General features: G+C 47.2%; 30 protein-coding genes. 7 read left to right on the plus strand and 23 right to left on the minus strand.

From position 1 onward, the window contains the following. The first annotated feature begins 49 nt into the window (after window positions 1–49). Genes IE199_RS06105 through eexR form a run of 6 tightly spaced genes read left to right on the plus strand, consistent with a single transcriptional unit; the run spans window position 50 to window position 3,415 of the window. Window positions 50–919: a hypothetical protein gene (locus IE199_RS06105; RefSeq protein ID WP_040132807.1), complete on the plus strand. Its 870-nt coding sequence runs from the start codon at window positions 50–52 to the stop codon at window positions 917–919. Next, a complete protein-coding gene (locus IE199_RS06110; protein ID WP_007105460.1) occupies window positions 906–1,568 on the plus strand; it encodes a DUF6475 domain-containing protein in 663 nt (220 codons plus the stop codon). Before IE199_RS06105 ends, IE199_RS06110 begins: the two co-directional genes overlap by 14 nt. Further along, entirely contained in the window at window positions 1,555–2,103 is a 549-nt protein-coding gene (locus tag IE199_RS06115) for a lytic transglycosylase domain-containing protein (protein WP_040132806.1), read from the plus strand. Before IE199_RS06110 ends, IE199_RS06115 begins: the two co-directional genes overlap by 14 nt. After that, the gene (locus tag IE199_RS06120; protein ID WP_000210563.1) at window positions 2,100–2,399 is read left to right on the plus strand and encodes a flagellar transcriptional regulator FlhD; all 300 of its coding nucleotides are present in this window, start codon (window positions 2,100–2,102) and stop codon (window positions 2,397–2,399) included. Before IE199_RS06115 ends, IE199_RS06120 begins: the two co-directional genes overlap by 4 nt. After that, complete coding sequence (locus IE199_RS06125) at window positions 2,396–2,929, plus strand: FlhC family transcriptional regulator (protein WP_000566752.1); 534 nt, start codon at window positions 2,396–2,398, stop codon at window positions 2,927–2,929. Before IE199_RS06120 ends, IE199_RS06125 begins: the two co-directional genes overlap by 4 nt. A gap of 54 nt (window positions 2,930–2,983) precedes the next feature. After that, window positions 2,984–3,415 carry an entry exclusion protein EexR gene (eexR, locus tag IE199_RS06130; protein WP_040132805.1) on the plus strand — a complete coding sequence of 144 codons (432 nt, stop codon included), beginning with the start codon at window positions 2,984–2,986 and terminating at the stop codon, window positions 3,413–3,415. A 105-nt stretch (window positions 3,416–3,520) separates the two neighbouring features. Here the strand turns inward: eexR and merA are convergent, their stop codons facing one another. From merA to IE199_RS06240, 22 genes are all read right to left on the minus strand, one after another. Continuing rightward, the gene (gene merA, locus IE199_RS06135) at window positions 3,521–5,194 is read right to left on the minus strand and encodes a mercury(II) reductase (RefSeq protein ID WP_028867977.1); all 1,674 of its coding nucleotides are present in this window, start codon (window positions 5,192–5,194) and stop codon (window positions 3,521–3,523) included. Between the two features lie 37 nt (window positions 5,195–5,231). Then, entirely contained in the window at window positions 5,232–5,645 is a 414-nt protein-coding gene (merC, locus tag IE199_RS06140) for an organomercurial transporter MerC (RefSeq protein WP_154622165.1), read from the minus strand. A gap of 9 nt (window positions 5,646–5,654) precedes the next feature. Continuing rightward, window positions 5,655–5,930 carry a mercury resistance system periplasmic binding protein MerP gene (merP, locus tag IE199_RS06145; RefSeq protein WP_028867975.1) on the minus strand — a complete coding sequence of 92 codons (276 nt, stop codon included), beginning with the start codon at window positions 5,928–5,930 and terminating at the stop codon, window positions 5,655–5,657. A gap of 59 nt (window positions 5,931–5,989) precedes the next feature. Beyond that, on the minus strand, window positions 5,990–6,337 hold the full coding sequence (locus IE199_RS06150; RefSeq protein ID WP_028867974.1) for a mercuric transporter MerT family protein: 348 nt from the start codon (window positions 6,335–6,337) through the stop codon (window positions 5,990–5,992). An 84-nt stretch (window positions 6,338–6,421) separates the two neighbouring features. Beyond that, on the minus strand, window positions 6,422–6,811 hold the full coding sequence (gene merR, locus IE199_RS06155) for a mercury resistance transcriptional regulator MerR (protein ID WP_028867973.1): 390 nt from the start codon (window positions 6,809–6,811) through the stop codon (window positions 6,422–6,424). Window positions 6,812–6,908: 97 nt separating this feature from the next. Then, the gene (locus IE199_RS06160) at window positions 6,909–10,478 is read right to left on the minus strand and encodes a conjugal transfer protein TraG N-terminal domain-containing protein (protein ID WP_109247963.1); all 3,570 of its coding nucleotides are present in this window, start codon (window positions 10,476–10,478) and stop codon (window positions 6,909–6,911) included. 3 nt (window positions 10,479–10,481) lie between these two features. Beyond that, the gene (locus IE199_RS06165) at window positions 10,482–11,870 is read right to left on the minus strand and encodes a conjugal transfer protein TraH (RefSeq protein ID WP_024023020.1); all 1,389 of its coding nucleotides are present in this window, start codon (window positions 11,868–11,870) and stop codon (window positions 10,482–10,484) included. Between the two features lie 2 nt (window positions 11,871–11,872). Beyond that, a complete protein-coding gene (locus IE199_RS06170; protein WP_024023021.1) occupies window positions 11,873–12,817 on the minus strand; it encodes a thioredoxin family protein in 945 nt (314 codons plus the stop codon). Between the two features lie 92 nt (window positions 12,818–12,909). Next, entirely contained in the window at window positions 12,910–13,614 is a 705-nt protein-coding gene (locus IE199_RS06175) for a hypothetical protein (RefSeq protein WP_024023022.1), read from the minus strand. Between the two features lie 89 nt (window positions 13,615–13,703). Continuing rightward, window positions 13,704–14,777 (minus strand): DUF7146 domain-containing protein, encoded by a 1,074-nt coding sequence (locus IE199_RS06180; RefSeq protein WP_024023024.1) that lies wholly within the window; start codon window positions 14,775–14,777, stop codon window positions 13,704–13,706. Window positions 14,778–14,867: 90 nt separating this feature from the next. Further along, complete coding sequence (locus tag IE199_RS06185) at window positions 14,868–15,209, minus strand: hypothetical protein (RefSeq protein ID WP_001014428.1); 342 nt, start codon at window positions 15,207–15,209, stop codon at window positions 14,868–14,870. After that, window positions 15,209–15,706 carry a RadC family protein gene (radC, locus tag IE199_RS06190; protein ID WP_000791199.1) on the minus strand — a complete coding sequence of 166 codons (498 nt, stop codon included), beginning with the start codon at window positions 15,704–15,706 and terminating at the stop codon, window positions 15,209–15,211. Before radC ends, IE199_RS06185 begins: the two co-directional genes overlap by 1 nt. Window positions 15,707–15,789: 83 nt before the next feature. Beyond that, window positions 15,790–17,445 carry a VWA domain-containing protein gene (locus tag IE199_RS06195; protein WP_001016322.1) on the minus strand — a complete coding sequence of 552 codons (1,656 nt, stop codon included), beginning with the start codon at window positions 17,443–17,445 and terminating at the stop codon, window positions 15,790–15,792. Between the two features lie 69 nt (window positions 17,446–17,514). Next, entirely contained in the window at window positions 17,515–17,955 is a 441-nt protein-coding gene (locus tag IE199_RS06200) for a hypothetical protein (protein ID WP_024015929.1), read from the minus strand. 61 nt (window positions 17,956–18,016) lie between these two features. Then, window positions 18,017–18,970, minus strand: a complete 954-nt coding sequence (locus tag IE199_RS06205; protein ID WP_000027441.1) for a DUF3150 domain-containing protein — start codon at window positions 18,968–18,970, stop codon at window positions 18,017–18,019. 98 nt (window positions 18,971–19,068) lie between these two features. Next, complete coding sequence (locus IE199_RS06210; protein WP_437438165.1) at window positions 19,069–19,833, minus strand: hypothetical protein; 765 nt, start codon at window positions 19,831–19,833, stop codon at window positions 19,069–19,071. Between the two features lie 2 nt (window positions 19,834–19,835). Beyond that, a complete protein-coding gene (locus tag IE199_RS06215; RefSeq protein ID WP_045611052.1) occupies window positions 19,836–20,795 on the minus strand; it encodes an AAA family ATPase in 960 nt (319 codons plus the stop codon). Between the two features lie 209 nt (window positions 20,796–21,004). Then, on the minus strand, window positions 21,005–22,021 hold the full coding sequence (locus IE199_RS06220; protein ID WP_189768295.1) for a YqaJ viral recombinase family nuclease: 1,017 nt from the start codon (window positions 22,019–22,021) through the stop codon (window positions 21,005–21,007). A gap of 60 nt (window positions 22,022–22,081) precedes the next feature. Further along, complete coding sequence (locus tag IE199_RS06225) at window positions 22,082–22,225, minus strand: hypothetical protein (protein ID WP_000167276.1); 144 nt, start codon at window positions 22,223–22,225, stop codon at window positions 22,082–22,084. Between the two features lie 81 nt (window positions 22,226–22,306). Then, on the minus strand, window positions 22,307–23,125 hold the full coding sequence (gene bet, locus IE199_RS06230; RefSeq protein WP_000414663.1) for a phage recombination protein Bet: 819 nt from the start codon (window positions 23,123–23,125) through the stop codon (window positions 22,307–22,309). 79 nt (window positions 23,126–23,204) lie between these two features. Beyond that, on the minus strand, window positions 23,205–23,624 hold the full coding sequence (locus IE199_RS06235; RefSeq protein ID WP_000795984.1) for a single-stranded DNA-binding protein: 420 nt from the start codon (window positions 23,622–23,624) through the stop codon (window positions 23,205–23,207). 15 nt (window positions 23,625–23,639) lie between these two features. Then, window positions 23,640–23,966, minus strand: coding sequence for a hypothetical protein (locus IE199_RS06240; RefSeq protein WP_000455722.1), 327 nt, complete (start codon window positions 23,964–23,966; stop codon window positions 23,640–23,642). A gap of 367 nt (window positions 23,967–24,333) precedes the next feature. Between IE199_RS06240 and IE199_RS06245 the strand changes: the two genes are divergently transcribed. Further along, window positions 24,334–24,936, plus strand: a complete 603-nt coding sequence (locus IE199_RS06245; RefSeq protein WP_189768297.1) for a hypothetical protein — start codon at window positions 24,334–24,336, stop codon at window positions 24,934–24,936. Window positions 24,937–25,174: 238 nt separating this feature from the next. Here the strand turns inward: IE199_RS06245 and arr are convergent, their stop codons facing one another. Beyond that, entirely contained in the window at window positions 25,175–25,606 is a 432-nt protein-coding gene (gene arr, locus IE199_RS06250; protein ID WP_077202317.1) for an NAD(+)--rifampin ADP-ribosyltransferase, read from the minus strand. Window positions 25,607–25,916 lie beyond the last annotated feature (310 nt).

Raw genomic sequence — 25,916 nt, forward strand, 5'->3', positions numbered from 1 at the left:
GGGCAAATAATGGTCAGCATTTTACGTAAACACAAAAGCGAGTTCCTCCATGCGTGATTATGGCAAGGTCTATACCCGCTTTTGGCTAAAGCAAAATGTTTTGTCCTGGAGTGACTCAGCGAAGTTGCTAGGACTGTATTTGCTTACATGCCCACATTGTAATTTGCTTGGCTGCTTTCGACTGCCGATTGGTTACGTTGCTTCTGACTTGAACTGGGATGAGCAACAGGTTGCCAAGACGTTAAGTGAGTTAGAACAAGATCAGTTCCTGATTCGTTGCGAGGGATCTGGTTGGACTTTGATTCGAAGCTTTCTGAAGCACAACCCAATCGAAAACCCAAACCAAGGTAAGGCAGCCTTTCGGTTGCTTAAAGATGTACCTGCCGACTTCATTGGTATGGCATCGCTTTTGAAATCTCTTGCCGCTTTTCAAGCTCGGCTACCAGAAGAATTTTCATCATTGTTTATGCCTGATGGCAACCCGGTAAGGGACTCTCAACGGTCGGATGACTCTGAGAGAAGCAATAAACCAACAGTTAAAACTGTTGACCACATACAGTTTGAAGACTTCTGGGATGTACAAATACGCAAAGAAAAAAAAGCGAAAGCCAAAGAAGAATGGCTACGCATGGGCCTCAATGAAGACCATGAACTCGCCTTGGAAGTGCTAACACGCTGGAAAGAGCAACGAGACAACCGATTACAGTATCAAGATCGGACTAAGACCCCTATGCCACATAACTGGCTTTTAAACCGGCAATGGGAAGACGAGTACGTTCGCATTGATGAAGTACAGCAATCATCGACGAGCCTAAAGGGCAGCAATCACCAATTGAATATTGAAGAAAGCAATCGCCGCATTGCTGAAAGCTGGGCCGGACCAGGTATTCGGGAGGTTCGTTCAAGTGCAGGAGGTTGATAAACGCGAGTTTGCTGAAGTTTGGGGAGCAGCTTGGGCCATGTATGGCAAAAGCGTATCACCACAATTGCTATCCATCGCATTTGAAGCCCTTCGTGCTTATAGCATTGAAGAAGTGCGAATCGGTCTGACTCGGCATATTCAATCACCGGATACTGGGCAATTTTTTCCAAAGCCCGCTGACGTCATCAAGCATATCGACGGCAACTCAGGTTCAAGAGCCATGGTTGCTTGGAACAAAGTTGACAAGGCTGTTCGTCAGGTTGGCGCTTGGACATCCGTGATGTTTGACGATGCGCTTATCCACCGCGTGATTTCAGACATGGGTGGATGGGTTGAACTCTGCAAGGTTGATGACAGGGAATACCCCTTTAAGCAAAAAGAGTTTTTAACACGCTACCAGGCTTACTTGCTACGGGACGAAGTGGGTGAATACCCAAGGCTATTACAGGGTATTGCAGACCATCAGAACCAGCAAAAAGGATTTGATATGCAAGCGCCTGTTGCCGTAGGCGACTGGTCAAAAGCGGCACAAGTTTATACGAGAGGCATCGCCGACTTTAGCGCAGTGCCATTAAAAAGAATAAGCCCGAAAGCCATTCAGGCGCTTCTCGGAAATCAATTAGAGGACAAAAATGAAAACGATTAAAGCAAAAACCATTGCCCTAGTGATAGCCATGTCCGCAAGCACTTCAGTCTATGCGTTTCCGGGCTATCAGTGGGAAAAAGCAGCACAAAGCGTTGGTATTGATCCAGTCATGCTCTACGCCGTTGCCTTGGCTGAGTCGGCCTCACATCGTGGTCTCAACATGACCAGTCCATGGCCATACGCAATTCGCAATGGTTCAAACGCAACCTACGCCAAATCTAAGACAGAAGCAGAGCAACTGTTAAACCAGGCACTGCAAGAGACTGAAAAATATCAGCTCGATATTGGCCTTATGCAAATCAATTTGCATTGGCATGGGCATCGGGTGAGCTCAGCAGCGGAACTGCTAGACCCCATCACCAACCTTACGGTCGGCTCAAGTATTTTGGCCGAAGCAATCAAGTCTTCACCAAATGATTTAGAGCTTGGCATAGGCCGCTATCACAGTTGGAACGAAGATCGTGCACGCTGGTATGGGCAAAGAGTGCTTTCTATCTATCGCAATATTTTACATGAACTGGAGGTCCGTCAATGACAACCAATCAACAAGACTTCTATCAATTAAATTTGGCGTACCTACACGCAGCACGTGAATTGGCGCGCATTGATCCGCAAGAGGCGGTCTTGCGCTTTGGACTTACACGCGACGTGGTGGATGCACTGATTAATGCCGGTGTTGACGACCTGCAACGAGTGGCGACCTCATCATTCATGCTGTTTCAACCAAGGGGTAACCAAAGCCAACTGATTGAGATGGTGAAGAGCAAAGGTACAGGTATCCCAAGAATCGCTTATTTATTATCAACCCTAAACAACAAGGGGGATGCATGATTGATAACCTGTCCAAAAGTGAGCTGTTTACCCGAGCCTCGCTGCTTATTAAGTACGGATTTCGAACGACCATTATCGCGCTCGATACAGGTTTGCCAATCCACATTATCAGAAGGCTGCACAAAGAAGTGACTGGCAAGTCACCTTGTCCTGGTCAATTGCCAGAATCTGATGCCATCGTTAAAAGCAGAAGAGCCCTAGTTGAAGGCTCCCTGCTGATGGCGCTTTATGTCAATATTGGTGGTGATAATGTCTACAAGAAATTAAATATCGATGCTTTGATGAAGGCTTACGATGCGTACTTGGTTGCAAGAGAAGAGGCAGATCTTCCAGCTGAGATCCCCTGGAAAAAACTGACCATCAATGAAGGTTGGGTTCTAGCTCGTGATTTAAGATCACAGCTTGCATCCTTACACCGGTGTCGATGCGGCAGTCTGTATTTGACGGTATCTCAACAGCGCATTCAGCTTAAATGTCCTGTGTGTGAGATTATGGCCGAGCAAACCACTAGAGCACTTTTTGAGAACTAACATGCTGATGCATGATTTGATTGTGCACCGCCCGTGCACTTTGAGAGTACTAAGATGATAAAATTACTTAAATCTTTACCAGCACGCTGCTGGTTTATATCACTGGGGCTTTTTCTGGCGACTTTGGCTGCGGCTCATTTTTTTCCCTCAGAAATATTAACGGCATCTGCCAAGTTAGCGGCTTTGCCATTTCTGATTTGCACCGTCGTTTTTTTCAGCTACTTGGGATTCAAAGCGACCTGTAATCCCATCGGACTTATAGCCATCATCACTATGCTTGTAGCAATCGCATATTGGCAAGCGAGTTGGACAATTTTATGTGTCGGTTTAGCCTTCTTAGGCTTAAGCGGACTAATCCATTTATTTCAAAGACAACTGAAAGATACCGGTCGAGAACTAAGCCTGAGCGAAAAAAAATATTGGTACTGGGTAAACGAATTTGCAGATGGTCGCTCATCTATCCTCCCTAAAAAAACAAGGTCATAGTAAATTGACTGCTTTTTTACTTATACTCAAAAAATTGATTGGCACTTTCGTACTACGAATGAAAAATGCCATTTCCATCAATGAATACGGATCAACTCAAGTTCGTTACCCAGCACAACAGGACAGTTCTTTGACATCCTTGTTAAAGGTTTGGGCGCAGAGCTTCAAACCCTCCACCATAGTCAGGTAAGGGAAAAGCTGGTCGGCTAATTCCGTCACCGTCATACGGTTGCGGATCGCCAGCGCCGCACTCTGGATCAGTTCTCCACCTTCATGCGCCAGAATCTGCGCCCCGATCAGGCGGCCAGTGGCTTTTTCCGTCACCAATTTGATAAAACCATCGGTCTCGAAATTCGCCAGTGCGCGCGGCACGTTCTCCATCTCCAATACACGACTGTCGGTTTCAATGTCTTGTGCGTTGGCTTGCTCTTCCGTGAGCCCAACAGTTGCCACCTGGGGATCGGTAAAAATCACTGCTGGCATGGTGGATAGATCCAGTTTGGCGTATCCGCCCGTCATGTTGATGCCGGAACGGCTACCGGCGGCCGCGGCGACATAGACGAATTGCGGCATGTTGCAGCAGTCTCCGGCGGCGTAAATACCGGGAACATTCGTTTCCATGCGTTCGTTAACAACGATTTCGCCCTTTTTGTTGGTCGTAACACCCACCGCGCCCAGATTGAGTTGGCAAGTATTGGCGTGTCGCCCGGTGCTTACCAGCAAACGATCGCAGCGTAGATCGCCCGCGTTAGTTTCCAATGTAAATTGGCTTCCATCGTGGGTCACCTTGGTAGCTTGCGTACTGTTTAATACTCGAATGCCTTCTTTTTCAAAACATCCGGTGAGTTTTTCACCGAGCAAGGGATCTTCCCGATAAAGCAATGTATGTCTTGCTAATATGGTGACTTCACTGCCTAAACGGCGATAAGCCTGGGCAATTTCCAGCGCTACAACCGACGAACCAATCACGACCAGGTGCTGCGGCAATTCCTGAGCAAACAGCGCTTCGGTAGAGGTCCAATAAGGTGTTTCAGTTAAACCATCAATAGGAGGAATGGTTGGCGTGGAGCCGGTAGCGATCAGGATTTTATCGGCGTGAACTGCCTGCTCGGTTCCATCATTTTTTCTGACTATCAGGGTGTTGGCATTTTTAAATTGCGCCCAACCTTTAAGTAAACTAAGCGCAGGATTTGTCTCCAGAATATTCTGGTACTTTGCCGCGCGCAGCTCTTCGACCCGAGCGGTCTGCTGCTGAGTCAACAAGGCTCGACTCAATTGGGGCGCATGATTTTCCAGTCCGGTAAAGGGATTATTGCGTTGCTGCTGAGCCAATTGAGCGGCGCGGATTAGAATTTTTGAGGGTACGCAGCCGACATTCACGCAACAGCCGCCAATCACATCGGCTCCCTCAATAAGAGTGACCTTGGCACCACCTTCAGCGGCTTTAATAGCGCAGGCAAAAGCGCCGGAACCCGTACCGATAATCGCCACATGTTGAGTTTGGTTGCTTTCAGTGTTGCTTGCATTTTCGTTGTCACAGCAGTCGTTCGGTGAAGTAATTTCTTTTGCAGTGCCAGTGGATTCTTTTGCGATATAACCGAGAGCTTCTATTGCTCCAATGAGAACGGTTACGCTGACCCCACCGTTCGTGGTGATCGTTGCTCTGGCGTTTTCATAAGATATTTCAACCTTATTAACGCCTTCGATCGCATCGAGTGCTTCTTTAACGTGGGCGACGCAACTTGGACAGGTCATCCCTTCTATCGATAGTAAGATCATTCGTTTTCCTCAAATAGTAGTCAGGCATTGCGTCGTGTTAAACAGCACAGCTGTCATCATCACAGCGTTTATTCGCCGGTGAAAAAATATCCCAAAGCGATACGGCAACCATCAGGCCTAATGCTGAATAGGTGACATAGCTGCTCCAGCCGTACTGGAAAAACGGATAGAGCGATAACAGCAATAAAATGGGGCCGGCCACACCCAGCGCACTACGGTGCCATTGCCGGTGGCTGAACCAGCCAAGTCCGTTGAGTACCAAGGCAATCCAGGCAAACAGGGGTAATAGCGTGCTAACAAACAGACCTTCCCATTGGCTGAGAAAACCCAGTCCTACCGCAGCGCCCAGACTGGCAATGGCCGGGAAACACATGGCGCATCCCATAGCAGAAACCAGCGCGCCCAATGAGCTAATCTTATCGCCGAACCGGGTCAGTAACCGTATTAGCATTTCTATGCTTTACTCCTTGAGCGTTGACGGATAACCCGCGTTAGTGGTGGCTTCGGTCAGTGCTTTTACCGTGGTTTTTTCGTCGTCGAAGGTGACCACCGCCAGTTTGGTCTTAAAGGTCACTTCGGCTTTACTGACGCCATCGACTTTTTGTAAGGCTTTTTCCACGGTAAAGGGACAGGTCACACAGTTCATGGTTGGGACTTCCAAAGTAACTGTTTTCGGGGCAGCTAAAGCGTTCAGGCTGGTCAGTACGAACAGGGACATTAGGGCGAGTGTTTTCATAATTTTCTCCAAGAGCAAGCCATAAAGATTTAATCAAAATAAAAGGTTAGAAATCGTCATCAGGCAAACCAGACAATCCAATAATTACTGGTGACTAAAACCAACGCAGTCAGTGCCGTTAACCAAAAGATCACCTGCCGACGTTTTCGCACTTGAGGAACTGCACAGGCGGTGCCTGGCTCACAGTCCTCGACGGGGCGATAGACCTTCCAGCCTGCGAAGCCAAATAAGGCTAAAACCAGCAGGATAAAAATGGGACGATAAGGTTCTAACAAGGTTAAATTACCAATCCAGGAGCCACTCACGCCTAGCAGCAACAAGACGAAAGGACCAGCGCAGCAAAGACCAGCGCCAATAGCGGCAATAACACCGCCGATGATTGGAAAGTTGGGATTACTTTTTGACATAACTCACTCTACTTATCGTACTTTAGTAAAACAAGCTTAAACCCCGTACCCAACTACGGAGTCAAGATAAAATTTGACTCATTATTAATCTTCAGGAAGTAGGGAATCAATAATGGGACAGTGGGATTGGTTAGTATTAGAATTACACTCATTCAATAATTCTGTGAGAACGGTTTCTAAGCGGCGAAGACCTGCTATTTTGGCTTTCACACTTGCAAGCTTGTGTAAAGTCATTTCTTGCACTTCTATACAGGGAGTGTCATTAAGGCTGAGTAAATTGGAGATTTCTTCCAAAGTGAACCCAAGATCTTGGGAACGTTTAATGAATTTTATTCGGTTTAATGTTGCCAAAGGATAAAGTCGGTAGCCTAGATGCGGTTTTTCAGGTTTTTCTATAAGACCACGTCGTTCGTAATAACGAACAGTCTCAACATTGATACTAGCTTGTTCGGCTAATTTTCCAATTGTGTACATGTGATATATTTCTCCGTATCTAAGTACGGAGAAATATATCCCTATCTACGTAATTAAGCCATAAAACTTCGTTAGCCTTGAGCTTCTACTCCTTGTTTTATTTATTTCCTGATGCCTGGTTATATGCCCTAATATCGATCAAGTTGTTCTGAGCATAATCTCCCGCAAGGGATGCATTTGAGATCACTGCAATCTGCTTATCCACAAATGCTTTATCTTCATCAGACACACTGTCAGAGATGTAAGCGCCACTCTCATCCTTTTGACGATACTCATTTAGCATTTGCTCCCTTAGACCAAGCATTTCAGGCGACCAACTCGATGAGTCTTCAGAATTGAAAACGCGCCCCGCCAAACCTTCATTGAAAGCTTGAGCGAAAACTTGACTTTGAATCGGGGTCAATCCCATTCTCTGCCCTTCGCTGTATGCTTCCTGTTTAAAATCATCAGCATACTGCTCTAGAAACTCACCATATCGATTGTTAACTGCCGCACCGAATGCCCCCGCCAACATGGCTTCAGACTTAGTGCCCCAGTTTACTTCGGAGGCATACTGCGAACTCGATCCACTGTATGCATCATTAAACGCCGTCAATGGGTTTTCCAAAGAGGTTCCTGCATCAACGGCGGCTTTTAAGCCATCCCAGGTTGATTTGCTGGCCACAGTAGCGTTGTGCAAGAAACCTCGTGAGCCAGGATCTTCAAGCGCTTGTTCTTTGTAACTCTCATAGTCTTCGCCAAAGTGATTCAGGGTATGCAGAGCTGCATCAGTATGCTTGCCACTGAAATCACCGATAGCACTGGCGCTGTTGAAGAACATTTCAGCACCTGAGACTCCGCTATCATCAGCCATAATGCGAGATCGCCACTGAGAGCCAGCTTCACTGTTGAGTCCAGATTGATAGGTACTTGTGTCAGAAGCTACGGCCTGCTGGGCTTGTTGCTGATGCGCATTCAGCTGTCCATCTACACCAGAAAGATTGGTTTGGTAAGCGGATTGAGCCGAATTGAACTGCGTTTGAACTGTTGCAGCATCCTCATAGCCTCCCAGAACACCGGATTCAACTTGGCTTTGAGTGCCACCAAAAGTAGGTGCAGTTGATGACAAGCCTTCATTAGAGCGTGGCTGAATAGATCGTAAATCGGCTCCGGTAGCCATGGCCATAACAGTCATTGCTGCTTGATAGTCATTGTCTCGTTCAGCGGGCGTCGAGGAGTTGCTATAGGTTAAAGACTCCATAGCTGCGGCCACATACGCCTGATTATCATCAGGTAGCAAGCGCTGATACATTGGAAGGTTTTCACGTAATCGGTTACCTGCTTCAACATGCTGGTTCATATAGCGACCTAAATAATCCATGACTTCAGGATTATCCGCTGCTAATCGAGTTAACGTCGCACCATCCGTGTTCCTTTGTCCTGATAGACTGTAGCTGGCCTGATCAAGCTCACTAAAGCGGTTTGATGCCGTGATAACGTCTTGTGCTGAACTCTGAAGTGACTGATAGTCTTGGTTAGACAACGACATTTCAACGCCAGAACGTCTTGAATCTGAAAGGTCCTTAACCATTGCATCGCGATACTCAGCACGTCGTGAATCACTCGATGCCAAGCTTTGCATCTCCCCAGTGAGCGTATTTGCGGTCGTAGATCGAGAACTGCCTTCTGACGACTCAACTTGGCCACTAAAGTTTCCACCTAAATCCAAGCCTGCTCGTAGCCGTGATATTTTTGGCACTCTTGAGGATTCAGGCTTATCGACTCCAGGCAAGTTACCTTGTGGGGAGTCATTCCCCCCTGTACCAAGTAATCTTCCCAAGAACCCTTTATCTGCTACTTCTTTATCACCGGTATTTGTAATGGTTCCATCTCCACCGACCCTTAGGCCTCCCGATAACACGCCCGATACCAAGCCACGTACAGCGTCTTTTTTATCGTCTCCGAAACCATACCGTGTTTGCAGGTCATCAGTAACCTGATTAACAACGGCGCTAGATGCGGAATTAGAAGAACCGATCTGACGTCCAACTGAAGACAGGTTGTCGTAACTTAGCTTTTCACCAAAGGTTCGACTCATGGTATTGCCAACCTGACGGCTAAAGGCTTGAGTTGCCTGAGTCATGGATTCTTTTGCAGAGCCGACCATTGAACCCACCGCATTTCCGACAGAGAAACTGCTAAGTAGGTTTGACGCGCCGGTCATAGCAGAACCAGTGAGGGCTGAATTTTGGAACATTGACTGTGATTGCATCACCGGGGCATTTTTCGCGACATCTGGACTTGCCATCTTTTCATCAATGGCATCACCGTTTTGAAGACGTCCAGCCAAGTGGGTTGCAGTTATTGCTGAGCCATACACGAGCATGAGCGAAATTGCCGGAACACTCGACGCCAACATGCCGCCAGTAGCTATCCAGGTTTGCAGCACTGAATCCATCTGCATCATCCCAGCAAAAGATGGCACTTCTGTACCTGCAAAGGCATCAAGAGCCGACATTTTCCCTGCAACGGTTAAATGAATATACAGGTTAATGATAGCCATGACAGGCATCCAAAGTTGAATCCAAAGCAGGATTAACAAGTACTTCCCAGCCATTCGCATCCCGATTTGGCCAAGGGCTATCACAAAGGCCATCAAAGGGGTGATGGCGTAAATGAAACCCTCAAAAAACGTCATCATCGGACGAACGATACTTTGGAAAAGAGTCTGCTCCGCCGCCCATTGTGTATTGCGCTGTTCAATCGCTTGATTAACCATAACGGCGGCGGTGAAAGCTTGATCATCCATATACTTGCCCGTCACGCTTTGCTCATAAATAGGCAAAAGCACTGACGCGGTCATGTACTCTTGGGTGTTAACCGAAGCCAAACCAAGGTTATTCAGTGCATTTCGGATCACGTCATCAGTGTCAGTGGCTGACGAAGTCCCCAATGAGGCTGACAGAACCTGTTTAAGCCTCGGAATGAAGGTTGATTCTGTCATGAGTTTCAGTTGGCTATAGGCATCGGTGCAGTCCAGATCGCTACTGCTACCACTGAGCATGATGCGTGTGCCATATATGCGCGAATCAAACCTAATCGCAGTCATCGGGTTAGGATCACTCAGCACCTGATCTAGGTTCTTTTGGCCGATGTCGATGCCAATCAAGGTGCATTCTTTGATGTAGTTAAACCACGATTGCTCGATATCTGAGCCACCGACACGATTTGCATCACCCAACCCCGAGCGATCCATCACCTGTTTTCTCACTTTAATCAGTGACTGTAAACTGGATGCAAAGCCGTATTCCGTCATGGCGGGAGTTGAGAACGCCGTTTCAAACAATCGCGTGATTTGAAAGCCGACAGTTGAAATCGTACTGCCTGCGGCAGCAACACCGATGGGCACATTATCAACCACTCGAACTTGTCCCGTGTACGCATCCTCAATGCTCACTCGGGTACTGGGTCCAAACATGGTTGCAAAGACTAACCATGAGACTAAAACGTGTTGAAAGTTAATGCCACGACCGCCTTGCATTAAGGCCTGAACAGAGACCATCAATACCCCAATGAGCAAGCCAATGCGAACCATTGAAGTAAAGTCGCCTGTACCAGTAATCATCGCGACAGCGTTCAAGACCTGCTCTAAAAATGCCGAATCCCCGATGGAATAGATCTCCCACATGACCTATTCCCCCAGTGCCGTAGATTTAACGGTGTAATAACGCTGTTTGCGAATGGTCTGAATCACCTGGTTAAAATGCGCCAGCAATTCTTGCTCTGAGCCGTATCTTCGCTGCAACGCAGCGTACTCCTCATTGATTTGGCGACGTGCACGTTCAAGGTCTTCCGTTAATAACTTCGCATAGGCATGATCTTCCACACCGGAGGTACTTCTAGCTGCATTGAGCATGTCTTCAACCAATGCTCGCGCCATCTCAACAGCAATAAATGGTGCCGTTCGTGAAGCAAACGACCTAGCGGCCCCTTCATTTAATGCAGAAAGTGTTCGAATCATGCCGCCAATGCTCGCAGGAGCCGATGTCATAAAAGCCTTTTCGGTGGTGCTAGCAGCTCCTGTATTTCGAGCAAACTTAAAAATAATGCCGTTACTGGAACCTGTACCAAGAAGTAAATTTTCTACTTGGGTTGATAACCCCGTCAGGGTCACGTTAGTGATTGTCGGATTCAGACAGCCGTCTTGTGTCACTGTGTCACATCGGTACATAGCGACGTTACCGCCGTGAATTAGATGCTCAATAGTCACTTTATTGCCATTCAGTCTGGTCAGTTTCGGGGCTTTACCTTGGCCATCAGCGGCATTAGCTAGATCACCAACAATGATCGAACCAGTCACCGACATAACTGCTTCAAGAAAACGGTCATCCCCCGATGCAAACCAGCTTGATGCCGAATGACGTTTCAGTGCTCGCCAAACCAAATTACCTTTAATCGTTCTGTTTACATCAGATGCCGCGACACTCGAAGCGTTCTCATATGGGTTCTTACCATTGGACTCACTCCAACTGGTAAAAATGTCCCCAGCCCCTTTAAGTGAGCTCAACATGCTGGCTTCTGTTTGCCCCTTTTTACCAAAAGCAGCCAGGGTATCGTTCACGACTCCCTGAGCCATTTGACAGGAATTACCAAAATACTCGTTCAACTGCTGGATTTTCTTTTGCAGTGTCTCCATGTGCTGAGAGCATTTCTCACACATAGCACTGAGCGCCAATTGGAATGCATACCCCTTGGCGTTTGCAGCAACAGAGCGAAGTAATTGAACAAACTGATCCGCGTTAACAAATGACAAACTTCCCGCGAACATATCAATGCCGCCACAACCGGCTTGGAATGACGGTGGCACCATAGAGACGAGGTTCTCGTTCATGATCCTGTTACGAACAACAACGCTTCCTCCAGATATAACGCCACGCCGCTGACTCTCGAATACACCAGGCGCAGTGGTGTTGGTCATTGAACCAAACAACTGGTTCATCTCCTGTTGCAAGCTTGCTTGGCTCATAGATGAAAAACCAATCGCACAGGCGATTAGCGATACTCGGATTACTTTTTTCATTGTTATAACCCTCCTTGTGCACGCAGATAGCGAACAAGGAACTCAGGGTCCTGTAATATCTTTTCGTTAAGCTCTTGGGCTGACATCGCGAGTGACACGCCGGGTTGAACAGGTCTGGTGGCATAGTAAGTTTGATCGTCAATCCAACCGGCTTGATGGGCTGCGAGAATGATTCGATTATTGAGCTCATCAAGGCTCATTGCGCCTTGTCCAATCGGAGTAATAACGTTAGGCGGGTCAACTAAGAACACGGCAGGGACAGTCGTAACGGACAAGGATTGTGCTTGTCCTGAATCGACTTTGTAATTGGGAAACTCTCCACCGGGTAAAGGCAAGCCATCGACAGCAATAGCAAACACCTCGAACCCATAGTTCAAGGCCATAGATTCGATGATAGGCGCTTGAGCATGGCAATAAGGGCAATCCGAACGATAGAAAAAGAACAAACCAGCCCGCTTCGCTACTTCACCTAAAGCTACATCACGTTGAGCGCCAGCTTCTCGATCCATCCGATTGGCAGCATAGGTCGCCAAGGGTCTGCGACTGATTTCATCCAAAACAGGATCGCCCATGACCACCTGCTGACTAACATCAGCAAACTGTGAGCCCTTATCCATCATGACGCGCTGGAGATACAGATAGGCTCTGACGTTCTCATTCGTCGGCTCATCAATTGCCTTGTCCATGAACGACTGCATGTGCTCACGAAACCAGGCAGCACTGAAAGGCTTTAGCCCGTCCTTAGTGGGCTCCACAACACCAGATTTCGGCTTCATTAGGTCTTCAGACTCGGCTGGCTCGGGAATGACCTGATACCAAAACCAACCTTCCTGACCACGCTGATAGAATTGCCCATCACTAGCATAGGCGGGCAAGATGAATAGAAAGAAAATAATGATTGGGATGGTCACCCATAGGATGAACCAAGGTAACAAAGGCGTTCTCATTGTCAGCTCCAGAAATTTCACAGAGCTAACATGCTAAAGATCCCCGTAAGAGCGATTGGCCAGATAGATGAAGGAATCGTGTGTGTTTCTGACTATCTATTAAACACTGTTACTAACGTAAGTGCTTTGGCTGATGGCACCATCACAAAGTGCATACCAGAGCTCCCATGACACCAAAACTCTGCCTGTACGAAATATTTTTTTGCTTTCTTTGAAGCTATACATTCTGGCAATAAAGATTTTGCCAATTCTGTGCTACACAATTTAGCGCACAAAGCCTTCCAAGGATGCTTAGGTACACCGCCTGAAAGCCGTTCCACAAACCTTTCCAGTGCATGACGAGTCACCACGACAGGCCCAATGTTCGGAACGTTGATGACCTCATCGATTTCTCTCACGGTAGCATTATCGACGCTGTATTCTTCGAAGGAATATGAGAGCCAATCTTCCCGTTTCTCTACCGATATCTGTGCTTCCTGGTATCGAGTGAGCAAAAACCTAGTCAGGCTGTAAAGTGAATGCTGAGTTGAGCGTTGTTTCTGTAACTTTTTGATAGCTCCTTTACTGACCCGGATTTGAAGCCCATTACCGCTTCGGTTACTCCCCATCACCTCTTTCACTGACAGTAGGTGATGAATCGCATAGAGCTCAGCTGCAATTGGCTTTTGCTGCTCAGTTAGCTTGTCGTATTGCTCACCTAAATCGACCTTTAGTTCACCACCTCTTCGAAGGCCGGTCTTCCAGTAAACCGTAAACTCACCATCAATCTGCTTTGTTAACAGGGTTAATACCATCATGTTTGTTTCTCCTATTGGTTATCTATTTTTCATTCTCCATGATTTTTCAAATATGCAAGGCGCAAAAAAAGGGGCCGAAGCCCCTTAGATCAGATATGAACTTTCGGAAAGCCCATGGCTCCGTAAACATTCAGCACATCATTCCAATCCCAACTTTTCACGCCAAGTGACGTTGGTATCGGAGGGATCAGAACTTGTGTCAGAATGCCTTTTTGCCAGGCTTTTTTCTTGAGTTCATTCGCTGCATTCAGGCCGGTCTCAGAGAGATCGTGATCTGCCCAGATGTACAGCATTTTCACATTACTTGGTGGTTCAAACCTAGCCAGTAGCGTTGCATTCACAACCGACCAACATGTCTGTCCCGTAGCTCTGGTAACCGCTAAAGCTGTTTCGATGCCTTCAGAAACACCTAATACCTCACCAGGCTCACCTATCGGAATGGCACCACCAGTGATTGTTCTGTCACTTGGTATCGGCATCATCTTTTTAGGCTTTTCAACCGGCGCTTTGAATCCATCTTCACTTAGGTAGATCCGATGAAACGTGGCCGAACGCCCTTGCTGAGTAACGATTTTACCTAGCAGCGCTGGGTAGCTATCGATAAACAAGCCATCTTCATCATGGTAAGGCAAGTTTGGATGATACCTCAGCACCGAATCCCATTCAGGACGAAGCCGGGTAACAATGCCACGACGATGCATGTAGTTCCAAACTGGTTGCGCACGAGTATCTGCAAGAGAAAACGTTTCTCCCCAGGTTTGATTCAAGCGATGGATAATCGCTTTGTCCTCGTCCTGCTTTCTAGCCTTCCAATCAACTGCGTTACTCGGTATTGGCCGAATAGGCGCTTGTATTTGTCCGGGTTGAATACCAAGAACCTGGCCGATTGCTTCAATAGACTGAGCAAAGTTCCATCCATTAATCCAAGACAACAGTTCAAAACCATCATGAAAGATACCGCAGGTGTTACAAACGCCACCTCCGGTATATTCAGCATCTTTGAATAGCCTAAAGCCATCACGACCGCCATGAACAGGACAAGCCACATGACGGCCCTTTCGAGCAATGGCGGCATCAAGTTCTGGCACCAATACCGCTAATACTTGAAGCCATTGGCCATTAAGATATGGCCTTACTGTTTCAATTTGTAAAGGTAACGCCATATAACCTCCTTAAGTAAAAAGCCGACTCCTACCACTGGTGGTAAAAGTCAGCTTAGGTCCAGCATTAGCCGTTCGGTTAATACAGGAGCGTTAGTCAAGCTGGATACCATGTCGTCTTAATAGCCACATGATGGACTCACGAAGCACATCAGGATCGACAACGGCAGCCATTGCGCAAACACGAAAGCAAAATGGCGCTATTTCGTCATTTTGAATCCACGACAACACATCCTTGCGCAACCGAGTACTGACACGACCGTCCAGCAATACACGGATCGCATCCAAAAGAATGCCTTCGCGTAACTGCCAGATTTCCGTGTCAGACCAAGTGACTGGGGCATCATCAAACTCAAATAGAAATTCGAGCTGTGATGATGTGTGCTGATGGGACTGCTTTTGTGATGTAGGAGAATGGGCAATACGCCCATTCATTACAGATAACCGCGTTCGGCAAGCGAAACGCAGCCCTCGGATGCGACCACGACATGGTCAAGCGTTCGAATATCAACAAGTGACAAGGCGTCACGGAGTCGATGAGTGATGCGTTTATCAGCTTCACTTGGCTCAGGATCACCCGATGGATGGTTATGAACCAGTATCACTGCTGCCGCATTAAGTTCTAGCGCTCGTTTTGTTACTTCCCTTGGATAAACGCTCGCTGCATCTAAAGTGCCTTTGAACAGCTCTTCAAATCGAATAACGCGATGCTTTGTATCAAGAAACAGTACGCCAAAGACTTCGTGCTCATACTCGTGCATCAGTGTTTGCAGGTATGAGAACGCCGACGATGGCTGTTCAATTTTTCGACCTTTACTCAATCGACCACGGGCAAGCTTGAGCGCCATATCTAAGATATCCGCTTCAGTCACTTGCTCAGGAACGATGTAAGTACCGGCTTCTTCGCCAGCTAAGAACTTTTTGTTTTTCATAGGAGTCTCCAAAAAAAAGCGGAGACGAACCCATGCCCTGAAGGGGACGGAATCGTCCCCGCAGGGTGGTAAAATTGATGTGGTTACTGAATTAACAGTTGTTGTGTTACTTCGAATAACTCACGCTTTAGATCTTTGACGTCATTAATCATAATGCTTTGAGGAAAGAATTTCTCAACACTGCGTGTTTGAATCCCTATCCCCAGCAGCTCAAAGCCACTGCGTCTGCACCGGTCAACAATGTCATGCGTGGCAGCCCAATCATCTGGGTCACCATCCGTTAGCACTATCATTAGCTTTCGCTTCTGTTTTTGCGCTAACAAACTGTTTGCCGCAAACCACATCGCTTGTGCCATAGGCGTACAACCTCGTGGTTTTTGGTCAAAACAGGCGGCCCGATGTCGAACCGATTGCTTGGGCAATAACGCGATAGAAACTTCCTGATGAATACCAGGAAAATAACTGACCGCAGGTACAACACCCGGTATGCCTTCCAGTGCCATGGCCAAAGCCAAAGCAGCTTCATTGGCAACATGAAAGTACTTTCGATTACCTTCGCCAATGGGTTTACCCATTGAACCCGATATATCGACAAGCAAGTGCACAGCGGCATTGGGGGCAATGCGAGGTTGCCTTTGAATAAACAATCTCGACTCACCGGCTTGTGAAGCGGCAAGACGATGGGTTGCCACTCGAAGACCGTGCCTTTTGGCATGATTCCGATTGTCCTGACTGGACTGAACCATGCCCCTAAGTCGGGCTCGAATTTGAGCAGACTCCGACGCCGATAAGGTCAAGATGGCCTCATCACCCAACATAGCTTGCTCTGCTTGGGGCAAACTGAGAGGTGTGACGCCCTGATGTCCTTCAGCTTGTTCCGACAACACTTCTGCCACTTGGGCAAAGGTATCGGGTTCAAACTGAGCGGCACTGGCCTCTAAGGCTTGTCGCAAATTGTCAGCTTGATCAGAGTTATCTGAATCCCCCGTTTCAGCAACATCCGCCGTTGCAGACGAGTCTGTTTCAGGGATTTGACTGTCACTACTGTTATTGCTGTCATTACTCGCATCTTGTCCAATGTCATTACCGCTATCAGCATCCGACTCATCCTGTGGTGGACGAGATTCTTCTTCCAACATGGCAACGATGGCATCGACAAGTTTCAGCACTTCACCTGTAGATGCCAGGCTAGGCACTGCTGTAAGCATGGCGCTTAACCGGCTCATCGCTGCGGCAGGAAAGAGTTGTCTCACTCTTTCATCAACCGCTTGATACAGAGGTGTCAGCGCTTTCTGACCCAGAAAATGGCATCTCAAGCGGAACAACAACCATGCTTGCAAGTTAGATGCAGGCTCAAGCTGTTCAGGTACACTCATTTGCTGTGTGTCCACCATGTACTCAATCACTTGCGAAATACTGCGCCGGGTTCCGGGGTAATCCTTTGCCAATTCGTTTTCAATGCGAACGTCCTCAATGATATTGAGAAGTGCCTTACGGATCGGCTTGGACGACGCCTTCTGCACCATGTCAAAATTGGTATGCCGAATATGCGCCGCTTCATGAGCCAGATAACCCCAAGCTATCTGTTGATAGTGTGGGTCGTCTGGGTTTGCTGTTGGGATCACAATCCGCTCACCATCGGTAAACGCATCTTGTCCTTGAATAAGCACCTTCACACCAAACTTTTCGCCATAAGCGGCGGCAACGATTGGCAGTGCGTTTTTTAATGGATGATTCATGGGAGTCTCCTAATCATTAGGGGGAATACTCCCTCAGCGGGAGCGTTTCCCCGCTGGGAATGTGAGTGTTTAAACCTGTGCTTTTAGCTTATCCAGATCGTATTTTTGACCTAACCAAGCCACCAATTGAGCTGGACTCTCGTGCTGCTCAAATGACGTTTTAAGCTGGTCTAAACTCAGGATGTCATCCAATGTCAGACCGTACTGGTCTTGTAACTGAGTAGACACCTCGTGTTGATATTGCAGCCAGGCCCGCTCAAAAGCGGTTTGCTGCAATGCCATGTTTGGAACAAATACCATGGCCGTTACCCAAGCTCCTTGTGCGTCCGCATCTGCGATCAAAACAGGGTTCTTGGGGATCACGACACTATGTGTTGAGTACGACCGTTGTACTAACGTTCGACAACACGCCACTTCTGGTATCGATTCACTTTCAACCGCATCAGTCACACCACGAAAATGTGCTTCAAACTGGTTCAGTTGGCTGGGGTTATGGATGGTTGATTGCATAATTTCCTCTTACATAGTTCAGAGGACATGCGCCCTTAAGGGCAACATGCCCTCAAGGACGTTAGAAATAAAATGAGTTTGGTACAGTCGAACCAAGGTTTGGTCTGACGGTTGGTTGTGGTATTGCACGTAAGTTATCTGCCTGAGCAGATACTGGCTGTGCGGGTTTAGGTTCAGGTTTGGGCATCAGTTGTCTGATATCCAATTGACCTTCACCGTGCATTCTCATCTTGTCTGGATCAGACAAAATTAAAATGGTCGCCATCAGTTCGTGATAGAGATTGTCTGTCACAGGGCCGGTCTTCGGCAGACGAACAAATAAATTGTCCATCGCTTCGACCATCGGCTGAACTCGATGATCCAGGAATGACAAACCATCCAACTTGTCTCTTAACCGTTTGAGAGGGTTAAGGGCTCGCTGACTGATTTGATTCTTACCTGCAACAGAACGCTCAAACAGTTCATTGGCATCACGAGCCACTTCCCTAAAGAGGGTGTGTCCCATACCATTGACCTTGTCATCTAAGCCACCAGCTTGTTCAGCTGGTTGCATTCGATAGATGGCATAATCGAACTGAAGCCGTTGTTCCACGTCTTCGATGGGTGATAATGCACGCCGGATTGCATCTGCAAATTCCGGGTGTTTTGCAACCCAGTCAAACGTCACCTGATCATAGTTGTCCAAGAACAACTGCTTGCACTGCGCAAACTCCTGACCGATCCGGTCAAGCTCTGGAACAATCTGATCAATTCGGTCTTCAGGGACGGCATAGCCACCTAAAAACCGCACACCGACTTGCTCACACAAGCGCTGCGCTTCTTTCTTAAGCCTTTCAAAGTTCGCCAATGCCTCTGGGTCGCAAATTTTTTTACTCCCTAAGCTGGCAACATCCTTCGGTGGAAGTTGGCTGCCATTGGCTAATCTGAAATCTTCAGGCCTTAGTTTTTTTCTACCGCTCCAGATGGAACAGTCGATGTGACAAATCAAAAGTTTGTCGAGGGTTTGAATACTCATAGTGCATCCTCATGCGAGATGGGGACGCACCACTCCCAGCAGGAGCAATGGCCCCCGTTTGGGTGGTAGTAGTTGACGCGCTAATGGCAATACCACTATCAGAAATAGTAATTTTGCGAATCAGGCGACGATCGGTTGAGATCGATTTTCACAGGCATTAAGTCCAGTGCTTCAGCTATCGGGCGAACCCGCTCTAAATCACTGCCTAGCAACCGCAATACATCTTTTTCCAACTTCAGTTGGTCGGATACTTCTATCCCTTCAGGACTCGCTACTGTGAGTGAACACAGTGGTGGTAATTGACGCTTAAAAGCCAGTAACAGCAACAATGGCCACGGGCCATCATCAGTGTTAACAATGCCAGCGCCTTCACCTGACACCATGCTGATTTGATTGGTACTAGGTAATCCGCTTTTGCAAAACCCTAATGACCATTCTCCAATCCTGACCTGGTTATCATCAATAACAGCCAAGCCATAGGCTTCAAGCAGCTTTGCCATATCGAACAACGCTTTTTTCGCCAGCGATATTTGGCCATTGACGTCCTTGCGAGTACGAAACTCCCAACTGACGTTATTGACGCACGCGACACTATCTAGCGCATTTGAGAGTTCAAATGGCCGCCCTTGATGATCAATGCCGACTTGTCCAACCAATCGATAACCCTTGTTGATTTTCTCATTGATTCGTCGGTCTGCTTCAGCGTTAGGATCAGTCGAATCAATCAATCGCTGCTGCGACAATTGACCGGCTTTTCCAAACCGAACTTCAATCTCCTGGGTATCCGATCCAACGTAAATGGCCCATTCTTTGGCTGTCCCATCAGAATGACGGTAACGGTAAAGAGCAAAGCACTTATCCATCATCAATCCTCCCAATGGTCACCGAAGACATCAGCGGCAATACGGTGAATGGCTTCTCGTTGCTCCAACTCAGCACGAGCCGTCAAAGACCGAACCAGTGCATACTCCACTGCGTTAGGAGCGCCTTTAAAAGCAAGTGTTAACTTTGCCCAGCGCACCAAGGTCCGAGTGGACATAGTGATACTAAGCTCAGCACCACCATCCGCGCCCCCAATAAAAAGACGACGGATGTCACCAGCCACTTTCACCATTTTTTGGCGAAAGACTTCTGGCAAGCCAGGCGCAACGTTCTCCAGAATGGCTTCCTCTACAGAAGGCTCTGCATAGGTCGCTTCGATGATTCTAAAGCGATCAAGAAAAGCCAAATTCTGTTGGAGCACACCTTGATACAAGCCCGTTTGGTCACCGCTGCCCGCACTGTTGCCGGTTGCGATAAAACGAAACTTGGTATGTGGCATGATGATCTCTCCGCCATTTTGTGCGATGACCAACGGGGCACCTTCCAAAATGTCATTGAGCCCAGCCAGTTCAGCAGGCTCAGCAAGATCCATTTCATTAATGATCAGCAAATGGCCATGCTTTACAGCCAGTGCCAGCGGTCCATACACAAAGGTCATGTTGCCATTAACCAGCGTGTGGTGACCGATAAGATCGGACAACTCCAATCGACCGTGCGCAGTAATTTGCTGAACAGGCCAATTCAATCGAGAAGCAACTTGGCAAATTAGCGAGGTCTTACCGCATCCAGTGGGGCCTGTAATATACAAACCGTCACCGTCTGGGTTAGACAAAAACGCCAATACGTCACGTAAGTCTTCTTTTCTAAAAACATACTCGTCCTTGCGAACGGGAATGTTTGGATGGGTAGTGTCGGCACTAAATCCTTCCAGAACGAAAGCATCAGGAGCCGGGACATTAAACGCTTGATTCACTTGAACCAAAAATGGAGATTGTTCAGTCATGGTAAACCTCATCAGTTTTGACGAGGCCCCATGCCCCAACAGGGAATGAAGTCCCCGTCGGGTAGTGTGTTGATTGTGGTATGGCTGTGTATGTAAGAGTTCAGCTCGCTCTATCATTCGTATCCAGCATTGGCTACGAGTGAAACTGCTTTCTGATGCACTCCATATGAGCGCATTAGAAAGGAGCCGAAATCGGCTCCAAGTGAACGTTAAAAATAAAATGAGCTCGGCGAGTCACCTGGCAGAACCAAGTTCTCTTGCTCAAGGCTGATTTTGATTGGTGTTTCAACGGGCTGCTCTGGCTTATTGGTGCTGATGCGCAACCGCTCTTGTGGCGCTTTTCGGTAAGCAGCTAAAACCTTTTCGTCCAGCTCGCCTAATTTATCGGTGGCCAATTGCTTATAGTCCACCGTACCCGCCATCATGTAGCGGCTGAGTTTGACCCCAGCATAATCCGCATGAGCGTAGTTACCCATCATAGCGACCAATTTCGACTGAGCTTCTCGCATTTCCTCTTTCAAAGATTTAATGTGATTTTCCAGTCGGACCACTTCGGCATGTGCTGAGCAATACTGTCGAGACAGCGATGTCCAACGGTATTGGGCTTCACCCTTAGGAACAAAACAATCTTGCTCAGGGCATTTTGACGGTTCTTTTTTGGTCTGTACTAACTCCCAAAACTGAAGCGCTGTTTCTTGCAATTCAGTTAAGAACGCCGCGTCTCGTTGTATTTCAAACTCAATCAGTTGATCCTCAAAATAGAATACCAACCAACCACGCGTGCTATTGGCGACCAGTATTTGATGCTGTACTTGCACCCAATACAACTGGTACGCCTCGCTTTGTTCTCGATGAGCTTGCACATCCTCAAAAACTGACTGGCAAGGACATTTCAGTTCAACGGGCTCGCCCGCATCGTTGATGCCATCAAAGCTGGCTCGAAAGATTGCGTTATGATCGGCTTCTGCACATAACGGCAGAAGAAAGTCATTATGCGCATTTTCAAATGCTCGCCTTGCTTGAGGCTCCAACCGTATACCGCGAAGCACATTTGGATTATTCGACAGGTCTTCCGGTAATACGAATCCAGTTTTTTCTGCCCATAATCGCCAAGGTGTTTTGTAGGGTGAACGCCCCATAATAATTGGGGCTTCAGATGCCGTAACCCCTGCAATGCGCCACTGGTGCCATGCAGGAGTACGTTGTGATAGGTCGATAACCTTCATATTGCCTCCTTTGAAGGGAGACTCCCCCGAAGGAGAGAACTCCCCTTCAGGGTTAAGTGGTTACTTTGCAGCTTGTGCTAACGCTGTTTGGTGCTGAACAACACTTGCTTGAAGCGAATCAATTGCCGTTTTACCGGCTTGAATCGAACCTACGACAAGGGCAACAACCAATACCAAGCGAAAAAGTGAGGCTGATTTAGTCATGGAAGATCTCCAAAAAAAGACGAGACCTTCCCCCTGACGGGAGAATAATCCCGCCAGGGTTAGTAAAATGAATGCGTGGCTCTAAGAAGCTAAAGGCTGTGTGAGCGCTTTGGCTGCTTGTTGCTGTGCATTAAATATTTCTTGTTTCGCAAACGTCAGTTCAACACCTTGAAAATGTTCATTGGCATATTCCAATGTACTATTCCAAGCGTTTGAAGCTTCCGCCCGCTCGATAAGCTTGTAAACAAGCCCTCGGGTTCGATCATCAACTTGCTCGGGTGGAATCACCGATGGCTCAACAACGTGTGTTGCTTGGCCTTCGATAATTCGCTCCGCTTCGTCTTGATCGAAAATTCCCACAAAGCCAAACGCAATGCGGGAACACTGGATCATGGATTTATGTCTTAGCATTCGCTTAGTGTGCGTCTGCCATGGACCATCTACCCGGTAAGGGCCATTTTTGCCGTTACCTTCAAAAGGCGGTCGATAGACTTCATCCAGATACTCAGTGATTTTGACTGGGTGCGAACGGTCGCGCCGATAGATGATGCATTCCATCCATTCAGGGCATTCTTTCGCGCCATCCAGTGAGACTTTGTTTTCTGAAGTCTTAAACTCCATGCCATCAAACTGGTCGTGTTGATTGATGATGCGAGACCATCCATCGACACCTACCACTGGAATAATTCCAGCTTGTTTATCAGGGAACGCAAAAATCTCTTTGGTGAAAGGGTTCAAGCCGTACTGATCTGCAACCACCAAGAGCGCCATCATCTGCTCATTGGTCGGTGCACTACCGTCACGTTGCTTGAATGCTGTTGCTTTTAGGGTATCGAACAATTTGTTTGGATCGACACTAAAGCGCTCAGCAAAGCGTTGGATTAGCTTTGGTTTTTCCATTATGGACTCCGACAATCAAAGTGGGAGTCTGCCCCTGACGGGAAAGTACTCCCGGCTGGGTTAAAGCGTTTTTGCTCGGTTAAAAATCTGGTTCAGGATAAGTTTGTGCCCAATTAGCTTGGGAGCTCGCATCATCCGCCGGTGATGGCTCAGATGCTTTGTTCACACTATCAAGAAGCAGAAACTCGTCCGCGTCCACTTCGGTCAATCGATGCTTAATGCCATCTTTCTCCCATGAACGCGTGCGCTGAGGCCCTTGAACAAAAAGCTTCGCTCCCTTTTGGATTAAATCTTTTGCTCTTAGCCCTAACTTAAATCCACCACGATCTCGAAAAACGACCCGATGCCATTCCGTATGCTCTTTGAGCTCATTGGATTGACGGTCGCGCCATTTCTCAGAAGTGGCCAGTGAAATACTGGTCACTAAATCACCTGATGGATAGGCTCGTGTCTCTGGCTCAGCGCCAACGTAGCCTATGAGTGTTACTTGGTTTTTCATGATGTTCTCCTCGTCTTAGTTGAACTCTGTGCACACAGTCGCTTCTACCCGGCTGGGCAAAGAAGACTGACGACGCAGATAGGTTGGTATTTCGAGTAAAGCCATGTCGTACTGATGTGGCTCTTTGTAAAACGCAGATGTCAAACGGGGCATACCAGGAGCTTTAGGCACTGCCATTGGACGACGTTTTGGTGTTGGTGTGAGCAATCGCTTGATTTGAGTAAGTACAAATCGAAACGGACGCACGCTTTGACGAGCAAGCAATCGCAAAAGCGACCAGCTCAGTTTTGCTAGCAACATAATGCCCGCGATTTGGATAATAAATCCGAAGATATATTCCATTGGTGACTCCATAATTTGGTTTTGAAGGAGTCACCCCCAACTGGGGAAAACTCCCCCAGTTGGGTGGTGAAAAGGCGAACCGTAAGGAACGCATGGTTGAGCATGTAAGAACATGCAGGCTATTTGTTTAAGGAGGCTAGCTACCTCTTAGTACCACTGAGAATACTCAGCGGCGGGCTTCCTTTGAGCTCATGCTCTCAGGCGCAGATATCACTGAAACAGATCAGCAATATTTGATAGTCAGTGTAACCGTCTTATCCAGACAGGATAGTCAGAAAGATGCTCAATTCTTCCACCTAGCTGAAAGGCCATTACCTCACAGAGGATTAGTCTAGGGACTGATTATTGTCATATCAGGAGCAAACTTATGGCCCAAGCAAAACCCAGTTACTCAAAACCCATCTTTGAACAATCATTCACAATTAATAGCTTACAGGCGCAACGTGTCGTTGACCGTGTTTTTAGACGGACGGTCAGTGCGCTTTACGGAATCGATGTCATCCTGCGCATCATTGGCGATGAGAACGAAATTGATGACGTGGAACAGATCATTAGCCAGTTGATCGAGGATTGCGCTAAGGCGGTAGACAACGAACAATCTCGTTTGGACAAATTGATGGAGTCCAACGGCATCGATGAAGTACCTGACTACACCGACCCGATTACCTTCAACGCTAAAATCAGCTCGCCTCAGGTTGGCCAGTTTGTCGGCTTAGTTCGCAAACTCGATGCATTGATGATTTCAATGGACACACTTTGGTTATCTAGCGTGCTTAGCAACAAACAACGTGTTGATGGCAACTACGCATGGCAACAGCGCATTATCAAACTGGCTCGACGCATAATTGATATCGAAATTCGAGCACGAAAATCAGCCCAAGCTAAGGGTAAAGAAGCAGAAGTTGAGCAAGCTGTGCCTTCAACCGATGACGATATCACTGAAGAGGAAACAGATACCCCCGCCAACTAGCCAACTGGGCTCCCATCAACCAGCCCCTCTCGAAGGGGCTCTTCTAAATTGCAGTTGTGGACTTTGTAAAACAGTTTTGGACAGAAATGAGTTAGAGCCGACCAACGGCTCTGTGCCATTTGCGGACGTTGTTAACGCCTAGGTCACATGCTGCGCAAACTAAGGCACGAAGAGTTTGCTAAACTGCCGAAGGCAGAGCAAACCGAGTGACGTGTTAGCAGTCATGTGCACCGACTTGTTAGATTTCATTTAAAGAGTTAATGCCCTGTTCATGTAGTTTATTTAAACCATCTTTCATTGCTTTAACTTGCTCTATTGAATGACCCTGCCAGCTTGATACTTCACCTACAACTTTAAATGAATGGATTGAACGATATGACATAGTTGGATTCCCTGGGAACTTTCTATCCGTTAGGTCAGGATCATTTTCAATTGGACCTGTTGGCTCAACCAAATAAATTCTTTCGCGACCATTACCTAGGGCAAGCTCTGCTCCCCAAATGGCAGCATCTAGTGTAGCTGTCAAAAATATATACTTAGCCTTATTATTTTGTCCAAAATTTGAATTAAACCCTGTTTCTATAAGATCTCCCAATTTAAGATCTGCTTTGGTTCCATGAAAAAACGTTTGAGAAAAAGGTTTTGCATTTTTTTGGGCATTCTCAGTCATATCTTTTTTCCTAGTTATGGTTTTTATACTAAATATTGCGAAATTATAGCTAACATGAAATCTAACGTTTTAGTATTTATTTACACATGAGTGTAAATAAATCATTTGTTGAACGGACGGCGACTTGTGAATCACTGTATTGGAATCATTTATGCTAATGGAATTTGCTTTTTTAAGCCTGAGGATGATTGATGACGTTATCCGATTTATCTTCATCATTGCATTCCATTGTCACTGTCGTTCAGTCGATTAATGGTCTTAATTTACGTTACTTTTCTGGTTAATTGCAAGTGTATTTTTTACACACGCA

This window comes from Thalassotalea marina, assembly GCF_014656435.1.
In the GTDB taxonomy this organism is placed as follows: domain Bacteria; phylum Pseudomonadota; class Gammaproteobacteria; order Enterobacterales; family Alteromonadaceae; genus Thalassotalea_C; species Thalassotalea_C marina.

Excerpts from the sequence above, each read along its gene's own strand:
- IE199_RS06105 (WP_040132807.1), top strand. The coding sequence starts at position 50 with ATGCGTGATTATGGCAAGGTCTATACCCGCTTTTGGCTAAAGCAAAAT.
- IE199_RS06115 (WP_040132806.1), top strand. The coding sequence starts at position 1,555 with ATGAAAACGATTAAAGCAAAAACCATTGCCCTAGTGATAGCCATGTCC.
- IE199_RS06120 (WP_000210563.1), top strand. The coding sequence starts at position 2,100 with ATGACAACCAATCAACAAGACTTCTATCAATTAAATTTGGCGTACCTA.
- IE199_RS06125 (WP_000566752.1), top strand. The coding sequence starts at position 2,396 with ATGATTGATAACCTGTCCAAAAGTGAGCTGTTTACCCGAGCCTCGCTG.
- eexR (WP_040132805.1), top strand. The coding sequence starts at position 2,984 with ATGATAAAATTACTTAAATCTTTACCAGCACGCTGCTGGTTTATATCA.
- merA (WP_028867977.1), bottom strand. The coding sequence starts at position 5,194 with ATGATCTTACTATCGATAGAAGGGATGACCTGTCCAAGTTGCGTCGCC.
- merC (WP_154622165.1), bottom strand. The coding sequence starts at position 5,645 with ATGCTAATACGGTTACTGACCCGGTTCGGCGATAAGATTAGCTCATTG.
- merP (WP_028867975.1), bottom strand. The coding sequence starts at position 5,930 with ATGAAAACACTCGCCCTAATGTCCCTGTTCGTACTGACCAGCCTGAAC.
- IE199_RS06150 (WP_028867974.1), bottom strand. The coding sequence starts at position 6,337 with ATGTCAAAAAGTAATCCCAACTTTCCAATCATCGGCGGTGTTATTGCC.
- merR (WP_028867973.1), bottom strand. The coding sequence starts at position 6,811 with ATGTACACAATTGGAAAATTAGCCGAACAAGCTAGTATCAATGTTGAG.
- IE199_RS06160 (WP_109247963.1), bottom strand. The coding sequence starts at position 10,478 with ATGTGGGAGATCTATTCCATCGGGGATTCGGCATTTTTAGAGCAGGTC.
- IE199_RS06165 (WP_024023020.1), bottom strand. The coding sequence starts at position 11,870 with ATGAAAAAAGTAATCCGAGTATCGCTAATCGCCTGTGCGATTGGTTTT.
- IE199_RS06170 (WP_024023021.1), bottom strand. The coding sequence starts at position 12,817 with ATGAGAACGCCTTTGTTACCTTGGTTCATCCTATGGGTGACCATCCCA.
- IE199_RS06175 (WP_024023022.1), bottom strand. The coding sequence starts at position 13,614 with ATGATGGTATTAACCCTGTTAACAAAGCAGATTGATGGTGAGTTTACG.
- IE199_RS06180 (WP_024023024.1), bottom strand. The coding sequence starts at position 14,777 with ATGGCGTTACCTTTACAAATTGAAACAGTAAGGCCATATCTTAATGGC.
- IE199_RS06185 (WP_001014428.1), bottom strand. The coding sequence starts at position 15,209 with ATGAATGGGCGTATTGCCCATTCTCCTACATCACAAAAGCAGTCCCAT.
- radC (WP_000791199.1), bottom strand. The coding sequence starts at position 15,706 with ATGAAAAACAAAAAGTTCTTAGCTGGCGAAGAAGCCGGTACTTACATC.
- IE199_RS06195 (WP_001016322.1), bottom strand. The coding sequence starts at position 17,445 with ATGAATCATCCATTAAAAAACGCACTGCCAATCGTTGCCGCCGCTTAT.
- IE199_RS06200 (WP_024015929.1), bottom strand. The coding sequence starts at position 17,955 with ATGCAATCAACCATCCATAACCCCAGCCAACTGAACCAGTTTGAAGCA.
- IE199_RS06205 (WP_000027441.1), bottom strand. The coding sequence starts at position 18,970 with ATGAGTATTCAAACCCTCGACAAACTTTTGATTTGTCACATCGACTGT.
- IE199_RS06210 (WP_437438165.1), bottom strand. The coding sequence starts at position 19,833 with ATGGATAAGTGCTTTGCTCTTTACCGTTACCGTCATTCTGATGGGACA.
- IE199_RS06215 (WP_045611052.1), bottom strand. The coding sequence starts at position 20,795 with ATGACTGAACAATCTCCATTTTTGGTTCAAGTGAATCAAGCGTTTAAT.
- IE199_RS06220 (WP_189768295.1), bottom strand. The coding sequence starts at position 22,021 with ATGAAGGTTATCGACCTATCACAACGTACTCCTGCATGGCACCAGTGG.
- IE199_RS06225 (WP_000167276.1), bottom strand. The coding sequence starts at position 22,225 with ATGACTAAATCAGCCTCACTTTTTCGCTTGGTATTGGTTGTTGCCCTT.
- bet (WP_000414663.1), bottom strand. The coding sequence starts at position 23,125 with ATGGAAAAACCAAAGCTAATCCAACGCTTTGCTGAGCGCTTTAGTGTC.
- IE199_RS06235 (WP_000795984.1), bottom strand. The coding sequence starts at position 23,624 with ATGAAAAACCAAGTAACACTCATAGGCTACGTTGGCGCTGAGCCAGAG.
- IE199_RS06240 (WP_000455722.1), bottom strand. The coding sequence starts at position 23,966 with ATGGAATATATCTTCGGATTTATTATCCAAATCGCGGGCATTATGTTG.
- IE199_RS06245 (WP_189768297.1), top strand. The coding sequence starts at position 24,334 with ATGGCCCAAGCAAAACCCAGTTACTCAAAACCCATCTTTGAACAATCA.
- arr (WP_077202317.1), bottom strand. The coding sequence starts at position 25,606 with ATGACTGAGAATGCCCAAAAAAATGCAAAACCTTTTTCTCAAACGTTT.